Annotated in this window: 12 protein-coding genes; 10 read left to right on the top strand and 2 right to left on the bottom strand. The window is 50.7% G+C overall.

The features are described from left to right. Positions 1-3 precede the first annotated feature (3 nt). The 4 genes from KK083_RS14660 (at position 4) to KK083_RS14645 (ending at position 8,640) form a co-directional block, all read left to right on the top strand. Entirely contained in the window at positions 4-1,944 is a 1,941-nt protein-coding gene (locus KK083_RS14660; protein WP_254164003.1) for a RagB/SusD family nutrient uptake outer membrane protein, read from the top strand. Positions 1,945-1,968: 24 nt separating this feature from the next. Continuing rightward, on the top strand, positions 1,969-3,258 hold the full coding sequence (locus KK083_RS14655; protein WP_254164002.1) for a DUF5013 domain-containing protein: 1,290 nt from the start codon (positions 1,969-1,971) through the stop codon (positions 3,256-3,258). Between the two features lie 147 nt (positions 3,259-3,405). Beyond that, positions 3,406-6,972 carry a glycosyl hydrolase family 28-related protein gene (locus tag KK083_RS14650; protein WP_254164001.1) on the top strand — a complete coding sequence of 1,189 codons (3,567 nt, stop codon included), beginning with the start codon at positions 3,406-3,408 and terminating at the stop codon, positions 6,970-6,972. Positions 6,973-6,975: 3 nt separating this feature from the next. Beyond that, the gene (locus tag KK083_RS14645) at positions 6,976-8,640 is read left to right on the top strand and encodes a family 43 glycosylhydrolase (RefSeq protein ID WP_254164000.1); all 1,665 of its coding nucleotides are present in this window, start codon (positions 6,976-6,978) and stop codon (positions 8,638-8,640) included. 35 nt (positions 8,641-8,675) lie between these two features. Here the strand turns inward: KK083_RS14645 and KK083_RS14640 are convergent, their stop codons facing one another. Then, positions 8,676-9,563, bottom strand: coding sequence for an AraC family transcriptional regulator (locus tag KK083_RS14640; protein WP_254163999.1), 888 nt, complete (start codon positions 9,561-9,563; stop codon positions 8,676-8,678). A gap of 167 nt (positions 9,564-9,730) precedes the next feature. Here KK083_RS14640 and KK083_RS14635 point away from each other — a divergent pair, with 167 nt between their 5' ends. Next, positions 9,731-12,118 carry an ABC transporter permease gene (locus KK083_RS14635; protein WP_254163998.1) on the top strand — a complete coding sequence of 796 codons (2,388 nt, stop codon included), beginning with the start codon at positions 9,731-9,733 and terminating at the stop codon, positions 12,116-12,118. Positions 12,119-12,216: 98 nt separating this feature from the next. Here the strand turns inward: KK083_RS14635 and KK083_RS14630 are convergent, their stop codons facing one another. Next, the gene (locus KK083_RS14630) at positions 12,217-13,689 is read right to left on the bottom strand and encodes a sulfatase (RefSeq protein WP_254163997.1); all 1,473 of its coding nucleotides are present in this window, start codon (positions 13,687-13,689) and stop codon (positions 12,217-12,219) included. Positions 13,690-13,932: 243 nt separating this feature from the next. Between KK083_RS14630 and KK083_RS14625 the strand changes: the two genes are divergently transcribed. The 5 genes from KK083_RS14625 to KK083_RS14605 all read left to right on the top strand — a co-directional run bounded on the left by KK083_RS14625 (position 13,933) and on the right by KK083_RS14605 (position 22,573). Beyond that, on the top strand, positions 13,933-14,628 hold the full coding sequence (locus KK083_RS14625; protein WP_254163996.1) for a FadR/GntR family transcriptional regulator: 696 nt from the start codon (positions 13,933-13,935) through the stop codon (positions 14,626-14,628). Between the two features lie 466 nt (positions 14,629-15,094). Continuing rightward, positions 15,095-18,367 (top strand): SusC/RagA family TonB-linked outer membrane protein, encoded by a 3,273-nt coding sequence (locus tag KK083_RS14620; RefSeq protein WP_254163995.1) that lies wholly within the window; start codon positions 15,095-15,097, stop codon positions 18,365-18,367. Positions 18,368-18,379: 12 nt separating this feature from the next. Continuing rightward, positions 18,380-19,816 (top strand): RagB/SusD family nutrient uptake outer membrane protein, encoded by a 1,437-nt coding sequence (locus tag KK083_RS14615; protein ID WP_254163994.1) that lies wholly within the window; start codon positions 18,380-18,382, stop codon positions 19,814-19,816. Positions 19,817-19,856: 40 nt separating this feature from the next. Continuing rightward, the gene (locus tag KK083_RS14610) at positions 19,857-21,047 is read left to right on the top strand and encodes a sialidase family protein (RefSeq protein WP_254163993.1); all 1,191 of its coding nucleotides are present in this window, start codon (positions 19,857-19,859) and stop codon (positions 21,045-21,047) included. Between the two features lie 20 nt (positions 21,048-21,067). Beyond that, complete coding sequence (locus KK083_RS14605) at positions 21,068-22,573, top strand: PKD domain-containing protein (RefSeq protein WP_254163992.1); 1,506 nt, start codon at positions 21,068-21,070, stop codon at positions 22,571-22,573. Positions 22,574-22,594 lie beyond the last annotated feature (21 nt).

Here is a 22,594-nt window from a genome sequence, read left to right as displayed (position 1 = left end):
GCTATGAAAAAACAATTTTTAATATACATAACACTTTTGGGCATCGGGATCTTTTCCTGCCAGGATCTGAACCTGGAACCCAAAGGTATCCTGGGTGAACCCGAGCTCTTCGGCAATGAGTATGGTGTGAAGAAGTACTTCGCGGCTATTTATAACAATCTTCCCATCGAAGATTTTCTTTACTACGGAACCAATTCAGGTAGCGCATCGGCATACCGTCCGGATAACTACTGGGAGCAGGGTAAGAACAGCCAGGGAAATATGAGTGGCGAATTTTATAACACGTGGGTGCTGGTTGATAACGATGGTTTTGCTTACTGGCCTTACGATCGGATACGTGACATCAACACCTTTATCGAGAACTTCCCCAAGTATCAGAAGAACTACACCGATAAAGTATTTGCCAACCTGCAGGGTGAAGCGCATTTTTTACGGGCGTTCTATTACTTCGGTCTTGCGAAACGTTACGGTGGTGTTCCCCTCATTAAAACGGTACAGAATCCCCTGGCTGATAAGGCAACGTTGGAAGTACCCCGGAATACAGAATACGATACCTGGAAATTTATCTATGAAGATCTGACCTTTGCCATCCAAAACATGGATGCGACGAGTGAAGCCGGCCGCGCAAACAAATATGTTGCTGCAGCGTTGTTGTCGCGCACCATGCTCTATGCAGGCTCTATTGCAAAATACAGTCAGTATCTGGGCTTTCAGGGTGAAGCAGCAACGAGCGCCGGTATGGCTGGCATGGATGCTTCGAAGGCAAATGAATTTTTTCAGTACTGCGTCGATGCCGGAAAAGTTGTGGAAGCAGGTCCTTATTCATTGTACACCAGGGGTTATCCGGACAAGGCAAAAAACTTTGCCGATCTTTTCCTGGATGCCACATCTTCCGAAAGCATTTTTATTAAGAGCTACGATATAACGTCTCCCGGCAATAACCGTTTGCGTCACAGCTATGATGCGTTGATGTCTCCTTCTCCGGATATGTCGTCATTTGTTGGCGCAGAAAGTTATCCGCCGCTGGACTTTATAGAGCTATATGATATGCCGGCCGTTGTAAACCCCGATGGAACACCGGTTCGTTTCAACAACCGTGGCGACATCAGAAATGAGATGGAGCCCCGTGCGTTGGGTACTATGTTTTTTGATGGTGACGAGCTGCGTGGCAAGACCTTCAACATCCAAAGAGGCATTTACAAAAAATTCAATGTGCTGGCTGCCGATGCACAACAGGGTAGCAGCGCAGCACCGATCAATGCTGGTGACAACCGTATTTTAGGAGGAAGAGGGTGGACCACGGCCATCAACGGTGTGACGTATACCATCGCCGGCACCCATGGAAATTTCGAGGACCAGGGTGGCGAGAACAATGGATGGGGTTCGGCGTTCATTCGTAAATATGTGAATCCCGCGCAGGCAACAAGCGATGTACGCGAATATCGCAGCGATCAGCATTGGGTTGTATTCCGACTGGGAGAGATCTACCTGAACTCAGCTGAGGCCCTGTACGAATTGGGTAACCGCAACGAAGCTTTCAATTACATAGAAAAGATCCGGATCCGCGCCGGTTCCAAAGTGGCTCGCCCTGCCATTGATATGACCACATCCAATATCGGCACCATCAACAAGGCGAACTATCCTTATTCTATCGAGAAGTCATTGCAGTTCATTCGGGATGAACGCATACGCGAGCTGTATGGAGAAAATCACTGGTGGTGGGATCTGCGCCGCTGGAGAACTGCCGACCAGGTGTTGAACCAGTTCCGTCACCGGATGCTGAGCTGTTACTTCGTGGCCAATGAAGGAAAATACATTTACCTGGATGAGATCAACCGGTGGAACAGGAGCTGGACAGCCTCCAAGCAATGCTACTATGAACCGATTCCCTGGGGTGAGATTGGTAAGAACAGAAACCTCCTGCCGCAAAATCCATTGTATTAATTGTTAAATATTGAGATCAATACTATGAAAAAGATAATATATACAGTGCTCAGCATACTTCTGGTGGCGGCTACTTCCTGCATGGAGGTAGACAACTGGGGCGAGCCCGATGTAACGGTGCGCGGTCGCATCATCGATTCATACACCGGCGAAAATTTACTGACGACACAGGGAGACTGGGGTATTCGCATCTGGGAAAGAACCTGGACGGCATCGGCCCCCACGCCTCAAACACTGAACGTGAAACAGGATGGCACCTATACCAACACGAAGCTCTTTGCAGGCCGGTATGATATGCTTCCGTACGGTGGTCCTTTCTGGCCGGTTGATACATTGAAAGATGTGGTCTTTAACGGAAATACAGAACAGAATTTCACCGTTATCCCGTACTTGCAGCTGCAGGGTTTTGAAGCCACATTGAATGGTTTGAAACTGACCTTGAGCTGTCAGCTGAAAGCACCTATCCGCAATGGGCTTCCCAACCTTGTTGAGATCAAACCTTTCTTGAGTCTCAACTCATTTTCAGGTGCATCGAATTTTATTGATATACCCGAGTATAACAACCAACGGAAGCAGATCAACAAGTCGTGGATGGAAGAGGTTGGTGATGTTGAAACGAGCAAAATTTATCGTGTAGGACCGCTTCCGGTAAAACCTGGTTATACCTATTACGTGCGTCTGGGCGCCAACGTCAACGATGCAAACAGGAAATATAACTACACAGAGATCATCAAGGTAGTAGTACCGGCAGATGCCAAGAACGATCCCACGGAGGTACCTGATAACTTCTTCAATAATGCACAATGGCCCTTCAGCCGTTCTGAGTGGGATGGCAACCGTTGGGGAAATTTGTCGGGCTGGACCACGAATGCAGCCATGCGCACCAGGAACGGAATGGGTGGTTATGATGGTGGATGGGAAGGAGCGGCCAATGATAAAAAGAGTCTTGGGTTTGAACGTTGGGGCGCTGGTGAAACGCCGATCGTTAACGGTAAACTGTATCAGACGTTCGATCTTCCTGCCGGAGCCTACAAGCTCACGATGAGTCTTGCCGGAGATAATCCCATCATCAGTAACAACGGCAACGATCCAAGGTACATTGCCGCGACAGAGGGTGAAACGTTGCCGGATATTGAAAACCTGTCTACTGCGCTAGCCTCTACCAACTTTGCGGGGCTTGCAAATAGCGGATCAACAAGTATTGAGTTCTTCCTGAGTGCTCCTAAAAAAGTATCGGCTGGTTTTGTTGTAAGCTTCACCGGTACGGAACAAAATGTAAGGCCATCCTGGCTGAAACTGGAAAAAGTGGATTAAGGGTAATTGGGTAAATAGTTGTCCGTCGCTCCGGTGATGGACAACTTTTTCCAGATCTGTTGCTACATTCTTCCCCCAATAATAAAAATGGCTGTCTCCCCGTAGCTTGTATCGAGCAACGGCGCTGAGCGAAAACGCATTGATAAAATGAAGCCAATACCAAAACATAAGACACGATCATTCGCAACGCTTTGGCTAAGCATTATTCTTCTCTTTTCATTTTCTACACTACTTGCACAGAACTGGAGACTGGTCGATACAAAATATCCAACCATTGACAATGTTGTGATCGCCTATTCCGTGGCAGACTTCGGCGTTACCGGAGATGGTGTTACCGATGTTACGCAACAATTTCAGAATGCGCTCAATCAGTTGGGAGCTTTGGGTGGCGGGACCTTGTTTGTGCCCGAGGGACAATACGTGATAAAAGGCAACCTGATGCTTCCCAAAGGAATTACGCTGAGAGGCGAATGGAAGAAACCCGAAAGAGGCGCGCCTGTCGCAGGAACAATTTTAATGGCGTACGCAGGCAGGGGTGACGAGCAGGCAACGCCTTTTATTACCATGGAACCTTCATCGGCAGTGATGGATCTTGTGATCTGGTATCCCGAACAAACACCATCCAACATCACCCCTTATCCTCCCACGGTCGAGTTCGGTAAACCAAACTATTTTGGCAATGAGAACTGTAACGCCAAAAATATCACGCTGATAAATTCGTATGCCGGTATTGTTTTCTCAAGAAAGAATGGCGGGACGTGTCCTACCATCAATGGTGTTTACGGAACACCTTTGTCAAGAGGTATCGAAATAGACAATATCGTGGACGTTGGACGCATCGAATGGATCGATTTTTCTCCCGACTACTGGGCAGGTTCAGGATTGCCCAATTCTCCCTCCATCGGCGGAAACCATAAAGCATGGATCTATGAAAACGGGACGGGAATTGTGATGCGGAGGAATGACTGGTCGTATACCTGTTTTGTAAATATTGAAGGTTACAATAAAGGTTTTCACGCCGTCGAGTCCATTACCAGTCCTGGCACGCAGCCGAACGGACACAATTATTCGATGACCTTTACCAACTGTAAAACGGGCCTCGATATCAGCGCGGCAAATTCTGTTGGGTTAATGTGTACGGGAATTAAAACCGTGAAATGTGAAACAGGCATTGCCGTTCAGAACTCGGCATCGGGCGTAGTGCAGCTTCATACCTGTTCGCTTGACGCTACAAAGAATGCCATATTGGTGGATGAGTCTGCCAGCACTCGTTTGATGATGCTGCAGTCGGATATCAATAGCGGCGCCGTGAATGTAAGTGGCGGTACTTTTACGGTAACAGACTCTGATTTTAAAAACGCTGCTCCTCAGATCAACATCACCCGAAACGCACGTGCGATCATCACCGGCAACCGGTTTGCGCAACCCGTGCAGATCATACAGCGTTCGATCTTCAAAAACATTGTCGACCACACACCGGTTAGCACCAAATCACTACCTGAGATAATGGAGGTGAGGGCGGAGACACACAAGCCCACCCGTATCAAATTATATGTGGCAACTGATGCTCCCTACAATGCTGTGGCCAATGGCACCACTGATAATACCCTCGCTATTCAGTCAGCGCTTGATCAGGCTGCTGCCGATGGCGGTGGTGTGGTGTTCCTCCCTCCCGGGAAATATAAGGTTTTGGGGCATCTGGTTGTTCCTTCAAACGTTGAGTTAAAAGGCTCTGTTGATGTAAGCACCACGCCCACTGGCCCGGGGAGTATCCTGGAAGTTTATGCCGATAAAAATAATCCCGACGGTGAGCCCTTTCTCAAGTTATCGGCTGGTAGCGGCATCCGTGGCATTGTGTTCAATTACCCCGAACAGTTGATCAGCCAGTTACCCGCGATTGCAAAATATCCATACTGCATACAGGCAACGGGCAGCAACACTTACATGATCAACATCGGCATGCGTGCTGTTCACAAAGGAGTGGACCTGTTTAGTTATCGCTGCGACAACCATTATATCGATTACATGGCCGGTCACGCATTTGATGTGGGCATCCGGGTGGGTGGCGGCACAACCAATGGAAAAATATACAACACACAGTTCAACGTGATAGCCTATGCGGCGGGTGACGAATCGAAATACGGAAGCTGGCCGAATTCTGTTGGCGATGGAGGCCCCGCCTATGATTATGGGTTTGCCTATTTCAATTTTATGATCCTGGGCAATTGTAAAAATCAGCTGCTGTACAACGACTTTCACTATGGCTCCAACAACGGCGTGGTCCTGAGCGATCTCGATGGAACAGGCCCTTCAGGCTTGAGTATCGGCAGTGGAATTGACGGCTCGCGAAACGCGCTTGTGATTAAAGCGTCTGGCCCCGATGGTTTCGATTTTGTGAACTCACAGATCGTTTCTATTGGCAATCAGAACACCAAGTACATCGAAACAGGTGGTGCGTATACGTCAGGCGTTACGTTGTTTAATGCCGATTTTTGGGGAAATCCATCCAATGGTATTTACATGGATAAAGGTGTGCTTACGCTGCAGCAAGTAAATATCAATCAGCCGGGTCAGCAACGAATGGCCTTGCTTAATGGCGATACGTTGCATATAGAGGCTTCCAGTATTTATCCCATCAACCAGTTATTGGCAACCGGTACGGAGCCGCGCCTTTCCATTCATTCTTCCATCGTTGATCCTTCGGGGATTGATAAGACCAAATGTGATTTGTGGCTGAACAATATGGGAAACGCCCCGGAAGTTTCAACCGGGTCTGCCCTGAGCCGGAGCGCGTGGAAAGTTTCAGCATCCGTTAATTCAGGTAACGCTGTCCAGGCAATTGACGGAAACCCGGCAACCCGATGGTATACCGGTGGTCCACAAGCCGCAGGGCAGTGGTTCACCATCAACTTTGGCAAGCCGGAAAAAATAGAGCAGATACTGTTAGATGTTAAAGGAAGCCCGTCTGACTCGCCTCAAAAGTATCAATTGTTTGTGTCAGATAATGGCACCGATTGGTATGGACCCGGTGTGTCGGGCGCCGGTGCCGATATGATGACCGTTGTAAGTTTTCCTTCCACAACGGTGCAATATATACGGATCGTTCAGACCGGATCGAAAGGCAATTGGTGGTCGGTTCACGAAGCGTATGCCTTCGGCAGTGAATTACCGGTCAGTGTCACGGGCATCAGCCTGAAAGAAGCAGAAACAACTTTGCCGGTCGGTGGTGCTTACGAGACTCAGGCTGCACTTAATCCGGAGGACGCTGCCAACAAGATCGTATTCTGGAAATCAAGTAAAACAAATATCGCAACCGTTGACAACAATGGTAAAGTAACGGGGATTGCATCCGGTGTTGCCACCATTACCGCGGTCACGATGGACGGGATCAGGAAAGCAAACCTTAACGTGATTGTAGGTGATGGAGCCGTAACCGGTACCGATGCGCCTGTCGATCCGGATGATGATGCGCTGCGGTTATTTCCGAACCCTGCTTCAGGCAGTGTTACAATAAGCTACAGGCTGAACAAACCTCAGGAAGTTCATGCAGAGGTTTTTAATATGCATGGGCTTGCAGTGAGAACAACAACGTTTCCATCAAACGCAGGTGAGAACCAGGTGTCGATGCCGTTAGAAGGTTTTTCACCAGGTGTTTATTTGTTCCGGTTTCGTTCGGCGGAAGGAGTACAGACAAAAAAACTGGTTAAACGATAAGGAATGAAAGCAGCTTCAATAGTGCTCGTTTTGTTTTTGTGCTGGATGCCTATTATGGCGCAGACTCAGAATCCGTTCATCCGGAGTATCTACACGGCGGATCCATCGGCTCACGTCTGGGCTGATGGCCGGTTATATGTATATCCTTCGCACGACATCGACCCACCCAGAGGCTGCGATCTGATGGATAAGTACCACGTCTTTTCCACGGACGACATGGTTCACTGGACCGATCATGGAGAAATTTTAGGTGCTGCTGATGTTGACTGGGGCAGACCGGAAGGTGGCTTTATGTGGGCGCCGGATTGTGCCTATAAAAACGGAACGTACTATTTTTATTTCCCACATCCCACGGGCAGCGGCGATCAATGGAATTCTACCTGGAAGATCGGCGTGGCAACCAGTTCTCAACCGGCAGCCAATTTTAAAGTGCAGGGATACATCGAAGGGTTGAAATCAATGATCGATCCCTGCGTCTTTGTTGATGACGACGGACAGGCATACCTGTATTACGGTGGAGGTGGTCAATGCGAAGGGGGCAAGCTGAAAGACAATATGATGGAAATTGATGGGGGCATGAAACCCATGCAGGGCCTGCAGGATTTTCATGAAGGCACATGGGTACACAAGTATAATGGTAAGTACTATCTCTCGTATGCGGATAATAATCCATCCGGCGGAAATCAACTGCGGTATGCCGTGAGCAACAGTCCGCTTGGTCCATGGACTTACAAAGGTGTTTATATCAAACCGACAGGAAGCCCGACCAATCATGGCTCCATCATCGAGTACAAAGGCCAGTCGTATGCATTTTATCACAACAGTATCCTGTCAGGAAATCCGTGGCTGCGTTCCATTTGTGTCGACCCGCTGTTCTATAATGAAGATGGTACCATACAACTGATCAGGCAAACACGTGCGCACGGAACACCCTATCCGGAGCATGCGTCGCCGATCCCGGGAACCATTGAAGCAGAAGATTATGACCTGGGAGGCCAGGGCAAAGCGTATAGCGACTCGGAGGTCGCGAACAACGGTAATGCCTATCGCAAGGATGAAGGCGTAGATGTTGAGATGAACAGCCCTGGAAATTATAATGTTGGATGGACCAATGGGGGAGAATGGATGGAGTACACGGTGAATGTTGCAGAGAATTCCACTTACACCATCAAGACCGTGGCGGCCTCACCCAATAACAACAGCAGTGTTCGTTACAAGCTGGATGGAAATGATATCACTGGTTCGGTGATGATCCCTAATACAGGCGGATGGCAGAATTACCGTACGATCCCGACGAAAGGAATCAGCCTGGATGCCGGGACACATATTCTTCAATTGTTTGAGGAAACCGGTGGCTTCAATATCGACAAGATCACAATCGAGAAAGAAGCCGTAATTACTTCCGTCTTTGAGACGCACATTACACACCAGGTCTATCCAAATCCGGCTTCCACGGAAGTGACTATTGAGAGCCCCGAACAAGATCCTTTTATTTTGCGTACAGCGATCTTCGACATGAGGGGGCGGGTAATTGAAATATTGGACAACAGGACAAATAAAGACAGGATTTTATTGGACGTTAGTAGATTCAACCCAGGTTGTTATCTATTGAAGATCTATTCTGAAAACACTGTTCAGGTCAGGAAATTGATCATCACCAGAAACTAACTAACTTTTAACTTCTAACTTTCAACTTTGAACTTTCAACTCCTTACTCCTTCCCTAAACTCCTCCGGCGTAACGCCGCTATGTTTCCTGAAAAAACGTGTAAAGTAAGAAGGATCAGCAAAGTTCAGCCTGCCGGCTACCTGGGTCACATTCAGATCGGAATATGAGAACAATCTTTTCGCTTCCAGGATCAGCCTTTCTGAGATCAGGTCTGTGAGTGTTTTGCCCAGCGCGTCCTTGCAGATGGTGTTGAGGTAGGAGGGGGAGAGGTTCATCATATCCGCATAGTCACGGGGTTGTTTCTTCTTGATGTAGTGCTTTTCGATAAGCTGCTCGAGCTGCCTGATCTTGTAGGTGTTTTTGCCTGGCTGGTCGTCTTTTATCTCCGCCGGGTAGTTCCTGCCCAGGGTCAGCAGCACGATCTCCAGGTAACTTCTGACGATGCGCAGATCGATCGGAGTTTCAGCTTTGAACTCATCGTACATGCGGTCTATCATAAAGCTGATCACCTTTTGCTGTTCGCCTTCAAGCTGTACCAGCGGGTTGGCGTTGAGCGAGTGGAAGAAAGGGAAGGCCACCAGGTTGTTTTCCACGGCCTGCATCTTGTAAAAGGCAGGCAGAAAGAAAATGATGAAGCCATCGGTTCCCGCTGTGAGGTTCCATGAATGCACCTGGCCCGGGGTCATCAGGAAAAAGCTGCCGGGTGATACCGGGTATGTTTTGAAATCGATGTTATGGGTGCCGCCGCCGCGGGTGATATAGAGCAGCAGATAAAAATCGTGCTTGTGTGGTTTGCTGATGAATTTGTGATCGTGCAGGTGCGTCTCCATTTTTTCAATGTAGAAAGCGCTGTCATGCGCCTTTTTACTAAAAGCGTCGAGCGCATATACCGGCGCTTCGTTGTTCTTGTAAGATCTTGCCATACTTCGAAGCAAAGGTATCGTTCTTTTTAATAATGCCCGCATTCGCACAAAGTGATCTCGCTTATGAACACGGAAACGCCCGCCAGGCTTTGATTCTGCGCTTGCGGGTGAATCTTATACTGGCATGTAACTTGAATACGCTGGTGTGCCTTTAACCCATCTTTGTTATGATCAGCAACTACATCAAGATCGCTTTGCGTAACCTTACCAGGAGCAGAGGCTACTCGCTTATCAATATCAGTGGCCTTGCCGTGGGCATCAGCGTAACGATGCTGATCGGCCTGTGGCTATACGATGAGCTGTCATACAACCGGCATCACAAGAACTATGAGCACATTGCCCAGGTATACCAGCACCAGACCTTCAATGATGTGGTCAGCACTTCCATGACCATGCCCATGCCGCTGGGTACCGAGCTCAAGGCGAATTATAAGAGCGACTTCAAACATGTGGTAATGGCGTGGTGGCCGATGAATCACATCCTTTCCATCGATGATCACAAGACCTCACAGAGCGGTACTTTCATGGACGGCGAAGGACTGGAGATGTTCTCCTTCAATATGCTGAAGGGTACGCTGACCAGCCTGAAAGATCCCGCTTCTATTGTACTTTCGGAAAGTTGTGCCCGTGCCATCTTCGGAGACCAGGACCCGATCGACAAAATGCTGAAGATCGACAATACGCTGGATGTACGCGTGACCGGCGTGTATCAGGAGTTTCCTTCCAACTCAAAGCTGAACAACATTCACTTTGTTTCCACCTGGGATTTTTGGGTAACGTCCAACCCGTGGATGAAAGTGCAGGAGCACAACTGGAATAACAACGGTTATAGTATCTTCGTCGAGATTCAGCCCACCACAACCTTTGAGGCGGTTTCGGAGAAGATCAAAGACATCAAGGTGAGCAAGATCAGCAAAGAGCAGGCTGCGAGGGAAAAGCCACAGGTGTTCCTCAATCCCATGAGCCGGTGGCATTTGTATTCGGTATGGAAGGACGGGCAGGCCGCAGGTGGACGGATCGAGCTTGTATGGTTGTTCGGCATCATCGGCACCTTTGTGCTGCTGCTGGCGTGTATCAATTTTATGAATTTGAGCACCGCCCGTTCAGAGAAGCGCGCCAAGGAAGTGGGCATCCGCAAATCAGTCGGCTCCGTGAGGACGCAGCTCATCTCGCAGTTCCTGGGTGAGTCGCTCGTGGTGGTGGTAATTTCTTTTATCATAGCGCTGGCCATCGTTACCGGAGTGCTGCCGTGGTTTAATACGATCTCTGAGAAGCGTATAGATATGCCGTGGACCAACCTGTATTTCTGGCTGGTGAGCGTCGCCTTTATCCTGATCACCGGACTGCTGTCGGGAAGTTACCCCGCGCTGTACCTGTCTTCTTTTCAGCCTGTGAAAGTATTGAAGGGTACTTTCAAAGCAGGACGTTTCGCTTCGGTGCCCCGCAAGATCCTGGTGGTGACTCAATTCACCATCTCCATCGCGCTCATTCTCGGAACGATCATCGTATACCAGCAGGTGCAGCACGCCAAGAACAGGCCCATCGGATATGATCGCCAGGGCCTCATCATGATCCGGAAAACGGCGCCGGAGTTCTGGGGTAAATTTGAGGTGATCCGGAACGAGCTCAAGGCCAGCGGTGCCATTGTTGACATGGCAGAATCATCAAGCCCGGCAACCGAGATCTGGTTCAACTTTACCGGCTTTAACTGGAAAGGTAAAGATCCCAACTTGCAGGACGACTTCGCAACCATGGCCGTCACGCACGATTTCGGGAAGACCATGGGCTGGACCTTCATCAGGGGCCGTGATTTTTCGCGTGAATTCTCCACAGATTCGGCAGGCATCGTGCTCAATGAAGCTGCGGCCGAGTATATGGGACTTGAGGATCCCGTCGATGAAGAGATCACCTGGAATGGCCGCAAATACACGGTCATCGGCGTGATCAAAAACATGATCATGGATTCTCCTTATTCACCGGTGAAGCAAACGGTCTTTTACCTCAGCTACAACGATACGGTCTGGATCAACATCAGGATCAATCCCGAAATGAGCGCTCACGATGCGCTGGCCAAAATCGAAAAAGTGTTTCAGAACCTGCTGCCCGCTGTTCCGTTCGAATTCAAATTTACCGACCAGGAGTATGCCCTGAAATTTGCTGCCGAAGAACGCATCGGCGCGCTGGCCGGCATCTTCGCCACACTCGCCATTTTCATTAGCTGCATGGGATTGTTCGGCATGGCTTCGTTCGTTGCGGAACAACGCAGGAAAGAGATCGGCATCCGCAAGATCATGGGCGCCTCGGTACTCAACTTGTGGAAAATGTTGTCCGCAGAATTCCTGGTGCTGGTCGGCGTCTCATGCCTGATCGGACTTCCCATTGCCGCGCACCTGCTGGATCAGTGGTTGCAGCAGTTCGAGTACCGTACAACGATATCGTTATTGGCACTGATCGGAGCTGTAGGTGGAGCGTTGCTCATCACCCTGCTCACCGTGAGCTTCCAGACCGTAAAAGCTTCGATGGCCAATCCGGTAAAGTCATTGCGATCTGAATAAGGGGAGCCGGACTGCGGGCTTCTTCTTAATTACTCCTTTGCCCTGTGCCGTTGTTGATGTGTGCCGTTTTGCCGTTGTTGGTGTTCTTCACCAACAACCTACTTCTGACTCCTTTCTTCTAACACCCCTTCAAGTGTGTTTTTAAATCTCCGCAGCTTCGTTTTGCTTACGCTGCCGGCAATATTCACTGTTTCTTCCGGGTCATTCCTGTGATCATATAATTCTGTTGCGATCACTGTATCGGTGCCAAACTTACGCCACTCGGTATAACGATAGTCTTCCGTGCGCAAGGAATAACCCATCGCTTTGATATCGGCATCGTTGAACAAAGCATCGTAGGGCCGAACGAATTGACTCAGGGCGAAAGATTTTACGGAGGCAGCCGGACTCTCCAGCACAGGCTTCAGGCTTTTTCCATCCAGGTTGCCGGGAACAGGGAAGCCACAAAGATCGACCAGCGTTGGATAAACATCAACAAGCTCTACCAGCGATTGCGTGTGGGTTCCTTTCGTTTTCATGCCGGGCGCGGAAATGATCAACGGTACACGTACCGCATTTTCAAAGTTGGTAGACTTACACCACAATCCCTGCTCACCCAGGTGAAAGCCATGGTCTGACCACAGTACCACAATGGTGTTGTCTTTGAGGTTGAGCCGCTCGAGCTCTTGCAGCAGACGGCCTACCTGGAAGTCGATATAGCTCACCGCGGCATAGTAGCCATGCTGGAGCTTGCGAACGGTTTCGGGAGGCAGCGGTCCACTGTTGGGGATGTCGTTGTAGCCCCTGAGCTCCTGCGAATTGTGAAATGCAATAGCAGGTGCGTTGGTCGGCGGCCCGGAATTGATCGGTGGTTTGAATCTCACAGTATCATACATGCGCCAGTAGCGGTCCGGTGCCGTGAAGGGCAGGTGAGGCCGGCGGAATCCCACAGCCAGGAAGAAAGGTGTGTCTTTTACTTTGTGAAGAAGCTGTAGTGCGGCGTCTGTTACCTTGCCGTCGATGTAAGCGCTGTCGGCAACAGGTTGGCGTTCCGTGGAAGCACCTTTTTTCGAAGAGAGATTCTCAGGCAGCACGTATTTGTTGCCTGCGCCGTTTTGTGTGATGGTGAGCACCGTCTTTCCCGACCACGATGCCGGATCCTGGTGTGACTTGGGATCATGATAGATCTTTCCCACAGCATCGGTGTGATATCCCTGCGCTTTGAAGAACTGCGGAAGCGTGATCACTTCAGGCATGGTATTACGGAACAGTGTGTTCAGTCCCCATACTTTCGTCTTGTCAGGACGCAGCCCTGTCATCAGCGAGGTGCGCGAGGGTGCGCAGACGGCTTGCTGGCAATAGGCTTTGTCGAACACCATACCTTCGGCGGCGAGCTGATCGATGTGCGGTGTGATGGCCACCTTGTCGCCGTAACATCCCAGCGCTGGCCGGAGATCGTCAACGGCAATGAAGAGCACATTTTTGCGCGCCGTGCTTTGTGCTCCACACACAGCCGCTGTCACACAAAGCACAAAGGTGAATGTGATGGTGGTCAAGGCCTTCACGGGTCTGCAAGTACGGATTCCACTCATTATATTAAGGGGTTTATCGTGCATTGGTGGTCCACCTTCGCTGCGGACATTGAATTTGCGGGTAATTTAACTTAAATTGGTTATGTTATACATAATGGTGGTCCAACGGGCAAGTTGGTGGTTTTAGCGGGTGATTTTTTAAATATTTAATGAATCCCTTGCCGGAGAGTTGCCGCCAGACTATCATTATGCGCTGTTTATGTATTACATAAATTTTACGGCAACAAAATAATATAGAGACCCATGAAAGGTGACCAGGATTTGTATACCCTTCAGCCGATCGCATCACTGACGATGGCCGACCAGGTAGAGGCGCAGCTGCACGAATACATCATTAAGAGAGCGATCCGCCCTGGCGATGCCATTCCCAAGGAGCAGGAGCTGGCCGATGCGCTGGGGGTGAGTCGCAATGTGGTGAGGGAGGCGCTCAGCCGGTTACGGATGCTGGGACTGATCGATTCTAAAAAGAAACGCGGCATGATCCTCACACGCCCGGACGTAATGAAGGGCCTGGAGCGGATCCTTCACCCTGCGATCCTGGATGAGCAGGTAAGAAAGCAGCTGTTCGAGCTCCGCCTGGTGCTGGAAGTAGGCCTGGGCGATCTGATCTTTGCCCGTAAAACCGAAGTCCATCTGAAGAAGCTCGATGCCATTGTTGAACGCGAGCGGAAGGCCACCACCCAGATCGAAAAGATCCGTTGTGAGCTCGATTTCCACTCCACCCTCTATGAAATGGCCGGTAACGATACGCTGAAACGTTTCCAGACGATCCTGCTTCCTGTCTTTGAATATGTAGTAGAATACGAATCAAAGCTTCAGCATACGTCCGTAGGATCGGTGACCCACGCCGACCTGGTCAAGATCCTGTACAGCAACAATGCCGAAGAGTTTCCCAATGCCATGCGGAAACACCTTTCGCCGCATTTTCAACACCTGTGAGAATCAATTGGCAGTTGACAAATCCCCGATTGGCATCGGGGGCAGTTGACAATAGTGCTCCTTACATTCAGATTTCGTTGTGCTGGATCGTGTTATATCCGTCATTCTGAATGAGGCATGCGCGGTTGGCTGAGGGAGTGAAGAATCCCCTTGAAACGAAATGCTTACAACAAGGCAGATGCACGAACTAAGTACGCAGTAAACGACAGGAGGGTCCTTCGCTCCCACAGTCCATCCACACTCATCGCTCAGGACAACGGTCTCCGTAGGATATAGCGGACAAAATCCCTTAAATCCCCTTAATTTCTGCATTTCTGCGTTCCAAAGCCGCCCCTCCACTTCACCGCAATCGTTTTAAATTTTTCCGGAATCGTTTGGATTTATGAACAGGGGCTTCTATCATTACATTAAATATTATGTACTACATAAGTACCATAGAACAATATAACCGTCAACCTTTACCCTTATGATGAGAAGTTTTTACCAAAAAGCCATTTTAGCAGCCCTGTTGCTGCTGCAGTGCTATGCGGGCTATGGCCAGGCCACGGATCTGGTGGTGCAAGGCCGGGTGACCGATTCGGAGACGAACGAATCGTTGCCTGGTGTGAGCATCCTGCTGAAAGGAACCTCGCAGGGAACGATCACCGACGCCGAAGGACGTTATTCACTCAAAGTGCAGGACCCGAACGGCGTGCTGATCTTTTCTTTTATCGGATTCACCGACACGGAAGTATCGATCGACAACCGCACTACCGTGGATGTTGTTCTGTCACCCAACATCACTTCACTCGACGAAGTGGTGGTGATCGGTTACGGTGAGCAATCGCGCGCCACCATGACCACCGCGGTATCGAAAGTTGATGAGAAGGAGTTCCGGAATGCGCCGAGCGCCAACCCCCTCGTACAGTTACAGGGCAAGGTTGCCGGTGTGTCACTGCAGATCTCTGACGGACAACCCGGCGCCAACCCGCAGATCTTCATTCGCGGCGGTGCTTCCACGTCACCCGAAGGCGACAGCCCCCTTATCATCGTGAACGGTGTGGTGGGTGTTATGCGCAACATCAGCGATCTCAACCCCGATGACATCGAATCGATCCAGGTATTGAAAGACGCTGCTTCAACAGCTATCTATGGAGCAAGGGCGGCAAACGGTGTTATCATCGTCAAGACAAAATCAGGCAAGATCAGCACCAGGCCGGTGATCACTTTCAAACACACGTCAGGCATCGAAAAGCAGGGCAAGACCTACGATTTTACCAGCGCGCGTGAATACATCGAAGTGAGCCGCCGGAACATCATGAACTACAACACCACCAACCCCAACCTGTACCTGACGGGTGGAACCTACGGTATGTCTACGGGTAATCCGCGCAACAGCCGCAATACACTCGAATTCCTCGATACCTATATTCAGAACTACGGCCAGGAATATGTTACCGACCTCATCGATAACCAGGGATGGGAGACCATGACCGACCCCGTCACCGGCAAGAAGCTGATCTTCAAGGAAACCAATTACCAGGATGTCACCTTCCAGACCGCGCACCGCCAGGAATACGACCTGAGCATCAGCGGTGGCACGGAGAAAGCTACTTACTATGCCAGCTTGGGTCACCTTAACCAGGACGGCATCGTGGCCGGTACCTGGTATAAGAACTACAGCTTCCTGCTGAACACTACGTACAGGCTAAGCGACAAAGTGAAGGTCAATGCAGACGCAAGCTTCCAGTACAGGAACTCCAATGGACTCAGCAATTATCAGAACGTGCTGAGCCGGTCTGTGACCATGCCCTTTACCTACCGCCTCACCTATGAAGATGGCACACCGGCGCCGGGTGAAGGCGTGACCTCTTTCCGCAACCGGAACCATGAGATCTACTACCGTGACAAATACAACGACAACAGGGTGTTCCGCAATACTTTGAACGCCGGACTCACCTGGGACATTCTGCCCGAGCTCAGCTTCAAACCCGCTGTTTACTGGTTCACCACGGAAGGAATTCAGAACCGTTTTGAAGCCTACAACGAAGTGAACATCAACCGGAATGCTTCTGCCGAACATGAGTACATCCGCCAGGGCCAGGCAGATGCCGTGCTGAACTACGACAAAAATTTCAATGCGCATGGCATCAATGCAGTACTGGGTTTCAGTTACATCAACAACTACACCTATAACCTGAACGGCAGCGGATACGGAGCAGCGACGGATAACGTTCCCACACTGAACGCCACGGCAGCCGCTACGCAGAAGATCTCGTCTACGGAAAGCTCGGATGCCATCATGAGCTTTTTCGGACGCGTCAATTACGACTACGACAAGAAGTACCTGCTTTCGGCAAGCTTGCGCCGTGACGGATCATCGAAGTTCACGCCCTCGCATAAATGGGGAACATTTCCCGGCGTATCTGCCGGCTGGAACATTCACAGCGAGGACTTCTGGGAGCCTATGAGTCGCCGCGTTTCAACCTTCAAGCTGCGCACCAGCTGGGGACAGACCGGTAACAACGAGCTGTCGATCTACGATACACAAGGTCGTTACAGCAGTGTGCTCAACGTAGGGGGTACGGATTTTCCGCTGAACTACATGGGTCAGATCGGTATCCTGAATACCACCATGGCCAACAGCAACCTCGTATGGGAGACCACAACATCGTTTGACGCAGGTGTTGACATCGGCTTGTTCGATAATAAGGTCACACTGTTGCTGGACTACTATAACAAGCTGACCAGTGACAGGATCTTTGACCTGCCGGTCGATGCCACATCAGGTTTCAATTCCATCAAGAGCAATTATGGAACCTTGAGGAGCAGGGGCTTCGAAGTTGAGCTCGCGGCCAACGTTATTGAGCGCACTGACTTTTCATGGGACGTAAACTTTACGTTTGCCTTCAACCGGTCTACCGTGGTAAAACTGCCAACCAACGGCGAAGATAAGAACCGGATCGGTGGCAACACGATATATGACCCTGCAACACAATCTTATAAGAAAGTAGGAGGGTTGGCAGAAGGTGAACGTTATGGCGGACGCTGGGCCTTCAATATGATCGGTGTTTATGCTACGGATGCCGATGCGGCAGATGCTCCTTACGACGTATACGCCAATGGCCGGGTAAAAAAAGGCGGAGATGCCATTTGGCAGGATGTAGATGGCAATGGCAGGATCGACGTGGAGGACATGGTGTTCATGGGATATATCCGTCCTGATAAAACAGGCGGTATTGTGAACACTTTCCGGTACAAGGGGCTTTCGCTGCGGGTGGTGGCGGACTACGCCATCGGCCACGTGATCGATAACTCGTTCCGCGGCCGTTCACTGGCCAGCGCGCGTAACAACAACATGACGTTGAAAGATGTACTGAGCGACAAAGTGTGGAAAGAGCAGGGAGACATTGCCAGCATTCCCAAGTACACGGTGCAGAGCGATGCCGACTACGGATACCGCAACCACTTGCGCGCAACCAACGGCCTGGGCACCAGCAGCGGATATTCCACCAACAATTCACTCTACTTCTCAAAAGGTGATTTCCTCGCCTTCCGCGAAGTCTCGCTGAACTACACTTTGCCGCGTTCGCTGACACAAAAGGCCAGGCTGCAGGCAGTGGATGTTTACGGCGGTGTGTATAACATCGGCTACATCACAAAATACGATGGCCTGATGCCGGAGGTCTACACCGGTGCCGACCAGGGCTCTTATCCCCGTCCACGACAATTCAACTTTGGTTTCAAAATCACCCTTTAATTAGAACAACACATGAAGAAGGTCATAACAATATGTACGCTCATCGGTTGTCTGATGCTGCCCTTCGGGTGCAAAGACACGCTTGAGATCGCGCCGGTGTCAGACATCACGAACGCCAGCTATTGGAAGGGAGAGGGCGATGTGACAGGATACGTCACGGGTATCTACTTCGTATTCCGGAACCTCATGAATCAAACGTACTTCCTCGAAGACCGTGGTGACGCCTTCGTTGCAGGGCTCGAAGGATCTGTATCCGTAGCCTGGGCGCAGAATTTGACTGAATCGAATGCGCCTGACTGGCAGGACTTCTACTACATCGTGCACCATTGCAACCTCGTGATCAAATACGCGCCGGGCATCGGCAACAGCGAGAAGATCAGGAGGTCTATCGCGCAGGCTTACTTCCTGCGGGCTTACACATACTTCCTCATGGTGCGCATCTGGGGTGATGTGCCGATCGTGCTGGAACCTACCGAAAGCGGTGACCGAAAACTACCGTCGCGTGCGCCTGCAACAGAAGTGATGAACCTGATCCTTAACGATATCGAGCAATCGCTTGCATCCTTCCCTGAATCAGGATTTGTGAATAAGAACCAGGCTTCGGTGCCCACAGCGCTGAGCCTCAAGGCAGATGCGCTGTTGTGGAAGTACAAAGTGCTGCAAGGTTCGAATGAGGACCTGCAGGCAGTCATCGCGGCTGTAGACCAGGCGTTGGCATCGGGTGTTTCGCTCCTGCAGAACTTTGCCGAGATCCATGCCACTGACAAGAAGAAAAATGCCGAGATTATTTTCTCCCTTTATTTCCTCCGCAACGAGAAGTCTGACCAGTATGGCAGCCGGTTGAAAGCCCGGGATATCTTCGTGAACAATGCGAGCAACAAAGCTTCCGTGCCGTATTCCAAGAACGGTGCCCGGAGCGTGTATTCTCCGAGCCCGAAAGCGCTGGGCATGTTTGCCGCCAACGATGTGCGGAAAGCAGCTTCCATGATCACAGCCGTGGATGCCAGCAACAATGTGATCGGCGTCTTCGACAACAAGTTCAGGGGGACGGTTTATACAGATGACCGTTACTGGGAAGACGACATTGTGATCTACCGAGCGGCGGAGCTGATCCTGTTCCGTGCCGAAGCCCTTGCAGCGCTGAACCGCCCTACCGAAGCCGTGACGGAGCTTGACAAAGTGCGGGTCAGGGCAGGCACCGGCAACTATACAGGCGCAACGGACAAACAGTCTGTAGAGAAGGCGATCCTGGATGAACGTTTCAGGGAGCTGTGGTTCGAGCTGAAACGCTGGCCCGACCTGGTGAGGTTCCACTATGGCGGCACCATCAACGCTTACAACGAGGTGCCTAACCTGAACGGAAAGAACATCCCGCTGTTCTTCCCGATCCCGAAAACCCAGATCGCCATCAACGGTAACCTTGAACAAACAACGGGTTATCAGCAATAACCTCAGAAAAGAACCGGACGCTGTTAACCGAAAAGTGCGTATGAAAAGAATAGCTGCTACGTTGTACAGAAATTTATTACTGCTGCCGGCGGTCATCTTCCTGCTTTCCTGTGGCGGAGATGATGATCCCGTAAATCCCAAGCCTGACCCGGATGAAACAGAAGAGCCTCCATCCAATACAGCGTTCACGCACATCTATGCCGTGAACTCGGAAGGATATAGCTGTTTCCGTATCCCGGCCATTATCAAGACCAGGGCAGGAACGTTGCTGGCTTTTGCCGAAGGACGCAAGACCAACTGCTCGGACGAAGACGACATCGACCTGGTGGTAAAACGTTCTTCTGACGACGGCAAAACGTGGAGCAAGCTGAGCGTGGTCTGGAGCGATGGCAAAAACACCTGCGGCAATCCTGCACCGGTTGTCGATCAGGCCACCGGCAAGATCCACCTGCTCATGACCTGGAACTTCGGTGCCGACGATATCGGAACGATCAACGCCGGAACGAGCACCGATACCCGCCGCGTATTTTATACGGGCTCCGAAGACGATGGTGTTACCTGGGCGACCCCGAAGGAGATCACATCCTCGGTGAAGCTGGCCACCTGGGGCTGGTATGCTACGGGCCCTTGCCATGGCATCCAGCTTACGAAGGGCGCACATGCAGGACGGCTTGTGATTCCCTGCGACAATATCGAGCTGAAGTCGGCCGGCGGAAGAGGTTACTCACACGTGATCTACTCCGACGATGCAGGCGTGACCTGGAAGCTCGGCGGCGTTACACCGCAGCATAGCCTCAATCCCAACGAAAGCACCGTGGCGGAGCTCTCTGACGGAAAGCTCATGCTGAACATGCGCGTCAGTGGAAACAATAACCTGCGCCTGGTATCGCGGAGCACGGATGCCGGCATCACCTGGGCGCCTGTGGCTACGGCCTACGGACTTGTGGATCCGGTCTGCCAGGCAAGCCTGCTGTCGGCCATCATCGACAACAAGCACACCCTGTTCTTCTCCAACGCTGCGGCTACTACACGCACGAACATGACCATCAAAATGAGCCAGGATGACGGCGCGTCGTGGACGAAACAGTACAGCGTGTATACCGGGCTTTCCGGTTACTCAGACATCGTGATGTTGTCCAATACCCAGGTCGGTATCCTGTATGAGGCCGGCACCAGCAAGTATTGGGATGGCATCGCTTACCGAATAGTGAACATTTCAGATTTTATGTAAGAAATTAGAATAACTGTGTTATGAAAAATATCAAACCAACACTTCTCTCCCTTTTCTGGATCGCGGCGGTGTGTCTCATGTCATGCGACGATGAAGATGAAAAACCGTTGAAAGCCGATTTTGAAGCATCAGCCGAGTCGATCCGTGCGGGTCAGAGCGTGACCTTTACCGATATATCCCTCGGTCAGGCTTCATCGTGGAAATGGACATTCGAAGGTGCAGAGCCATCGACGTCGGGTCTTTCAGGGCCGACTGTAGTGTACACTGTTCCCGGAACCTATGCAGTGACACTGGAGCTCGCCAACAAGAGCGGCACTTCTGTTCAGACGAAAGAGTCGTACATTACGGTAGGATATAACGAGATCACCGCTGACTTCAGTGTTGAGAATACCGTTGTGAAACAGGGAGAGCCTGTGGTATTTACGGATAAGAGTACGGGAATACCTAAAACATGGCAGTGGGAGTTTAAGTCGGCAGCCGGAACGGTGCTGACCTCTTCGAATCAGAATCCATCCATGACCTTTACAGAATTGGGCACGTATACTGTTAAGCTCAAGGCGTCCAATCCCGAGTATTCAGGGGAGAAGACGAAGGAAAATTATATCACAGTGATCGATCCCAATGCCGTAGTGGCCGGGTTCAGAAGCGATCTTGCGGCGACGTATACAGGTGGTTCCGTTAGCTTTACGGATGAATCGATAGGCCGCGCGGAGTCATGGACGTGGACCTTCGATGGTGGCACGCCGTCTTCTTCAACAGCACAGAATCCGTCCATTACCTACAACACGCCGGGACGTTATAAAGTAAAGCTGGTGGCCTACAACCCGATCAGGTCTTCTACCATCGAGAAGGAGAGCTACGTGCTGGTGGTGCCCGGTGGAGACCTTACGGCATTCTTCCCTTTCCACGGCAGCATCAACGACGCAGGGCCGTCAAAGGTGACGACCACAACAGTAGGCACCATCGCATTCACGGATATGGACAGGAAGTCGGTAGCCAGTAACGCAGCGGTGTTCAATGCTACAGGCGGATTTTTTGTTCCAAACCACGATGCATTCAATTTTGGAAGTGGCAATTACAGTGTATCGTGCTGGGTGAAAACGAGCGTTGCCGTCAGGGCGATGGTGTGGCAGGAGAGTGGTGGCAAGGGCACTGGCGATAACCAGACCTGGATGCGGATCCTGGGCACAGCAACCAACCTCACAGCGTTTGCAACGGAAGATGTAGCCGGCGGATCAACGCTGAACCTTACTGCAGCAAGCGCCAAGATCCATGATGGTGTATGGCACCATGTGGTGTGTGTTCGCGATGGTTTGAATACCACGATATTCATCGATGGTGTGCAGGCCGGAACAAGGGCTTCCACAAACGGCTTGAAGGTGGTTTCCAACGAAGGTAACTTCAAAGTAGGCATGCAGGAAACCACTACAGGTTACAGCAACCAGTACAGTGGCCTCATCGACGACCTGATCGTCTACAAAAAAGCATTGACACCGGCAGAGATCACCGCTTTGTTCAATCTTTGATAAATTTAAATGATGGTTTCA

Origin of the sequence: Chryseosolibacter histidinae, assembly GCF_018598225.1 — a bacterium.
In the GTDB taxonomy this organism is placed as follows: domain Bacteria; phylum Bacteroidota; class Bacteroidia; order Cytophagales; family Cyclobacteriaceae; genus Chryseosolibacter; species Chryseosolibacter histidini.
This window is presented reverse-complemented; position numbering and strand designations above follow the sequence as displayed.

Bases quoted from the DNA above. Each gene is read 5' to 3' on its own strand.
- KK083_RS14660 (WP_254164003.1), top strand. From the start codon at position 4: ATGAAAAAACAATTTTTAATATACATAACACTTTTGGGCATCGGGATC.
- KK083_RS14655 (WP_254164002.1), top strand. From the start codon at position 1,969: ATGAAAAAGATAATATATACAGTGCTCAGCATACTTCTGGTGGCGGCT.
- KK083_RS14650 (WP_254164001.1), top strand. From the start codon at position 3,406: ATGAAGCCAATACCAAAACATAAGACACGATCATTCGCAACGCTTTGG.
- KK083_RS14645 (WP_254164000.1), top strand. From the start codon at position 6,976: ATGAAAGCAGCTTCAATAGTGCTCGTTTTGTTTTTGTGCTGGATGCCT.
- KK083_RS14640 (WP_254163999.1), bottom strand. From the start codon at position 9,563: ATGGCAAGATCTTACAAGAACAACGAAGCGCCGGTATATGCGCTCGAC.
- KK083_RS14635 (WP_254163998.1), top strand. From the start codon at position 9,731: ATGATCAGCAACTACATCAAGATCGCTTTGCGTAACCTTACCAGGAGC.
- KK083_RS14630 (WP_254163997.1), bottom strand. From the start codon at position 13,689: ATGAGTGGAATCCGTACTTGCAGACCCGTGAAGGCCTTGACCACCATC.
- KK083_RS14625 (WP_254163996.1), top strand. From the start codon at position 13,933: ATGAAAGGTGACCAGGATTTGTATACCCTTCAGCCGATCGCATCACTG.
- KK083_RS14620 (WP_254163995.1), top strand. From the start codon at position 15,095: ATGATGAGAAGTTTTTACCAAAAAGCCATTTTAGCAGCCCTGTTGCTG.
- KK083_RS14615 (WP_254163994.1), top strand. From the start codon at position 18,380: ATGAAGAAGGTCATAACAATATGTACGCTCATCGGTTGTCTGATGCTG.
- KK083_RS14610 (WP_254163993.1), top strand. From the start codon at position 19,857: ATGAAAAGAATAGCTGCTACGTTGTACAGAAATTTATTACTGCTGCCG.
- KK083_RS14605 (WP_254163992.1), top strand. From the start codon at position 21,068: ATGAAAAATATCAAACCAACACTTCTCTCCCTTTTCTGGATCGCGGCG.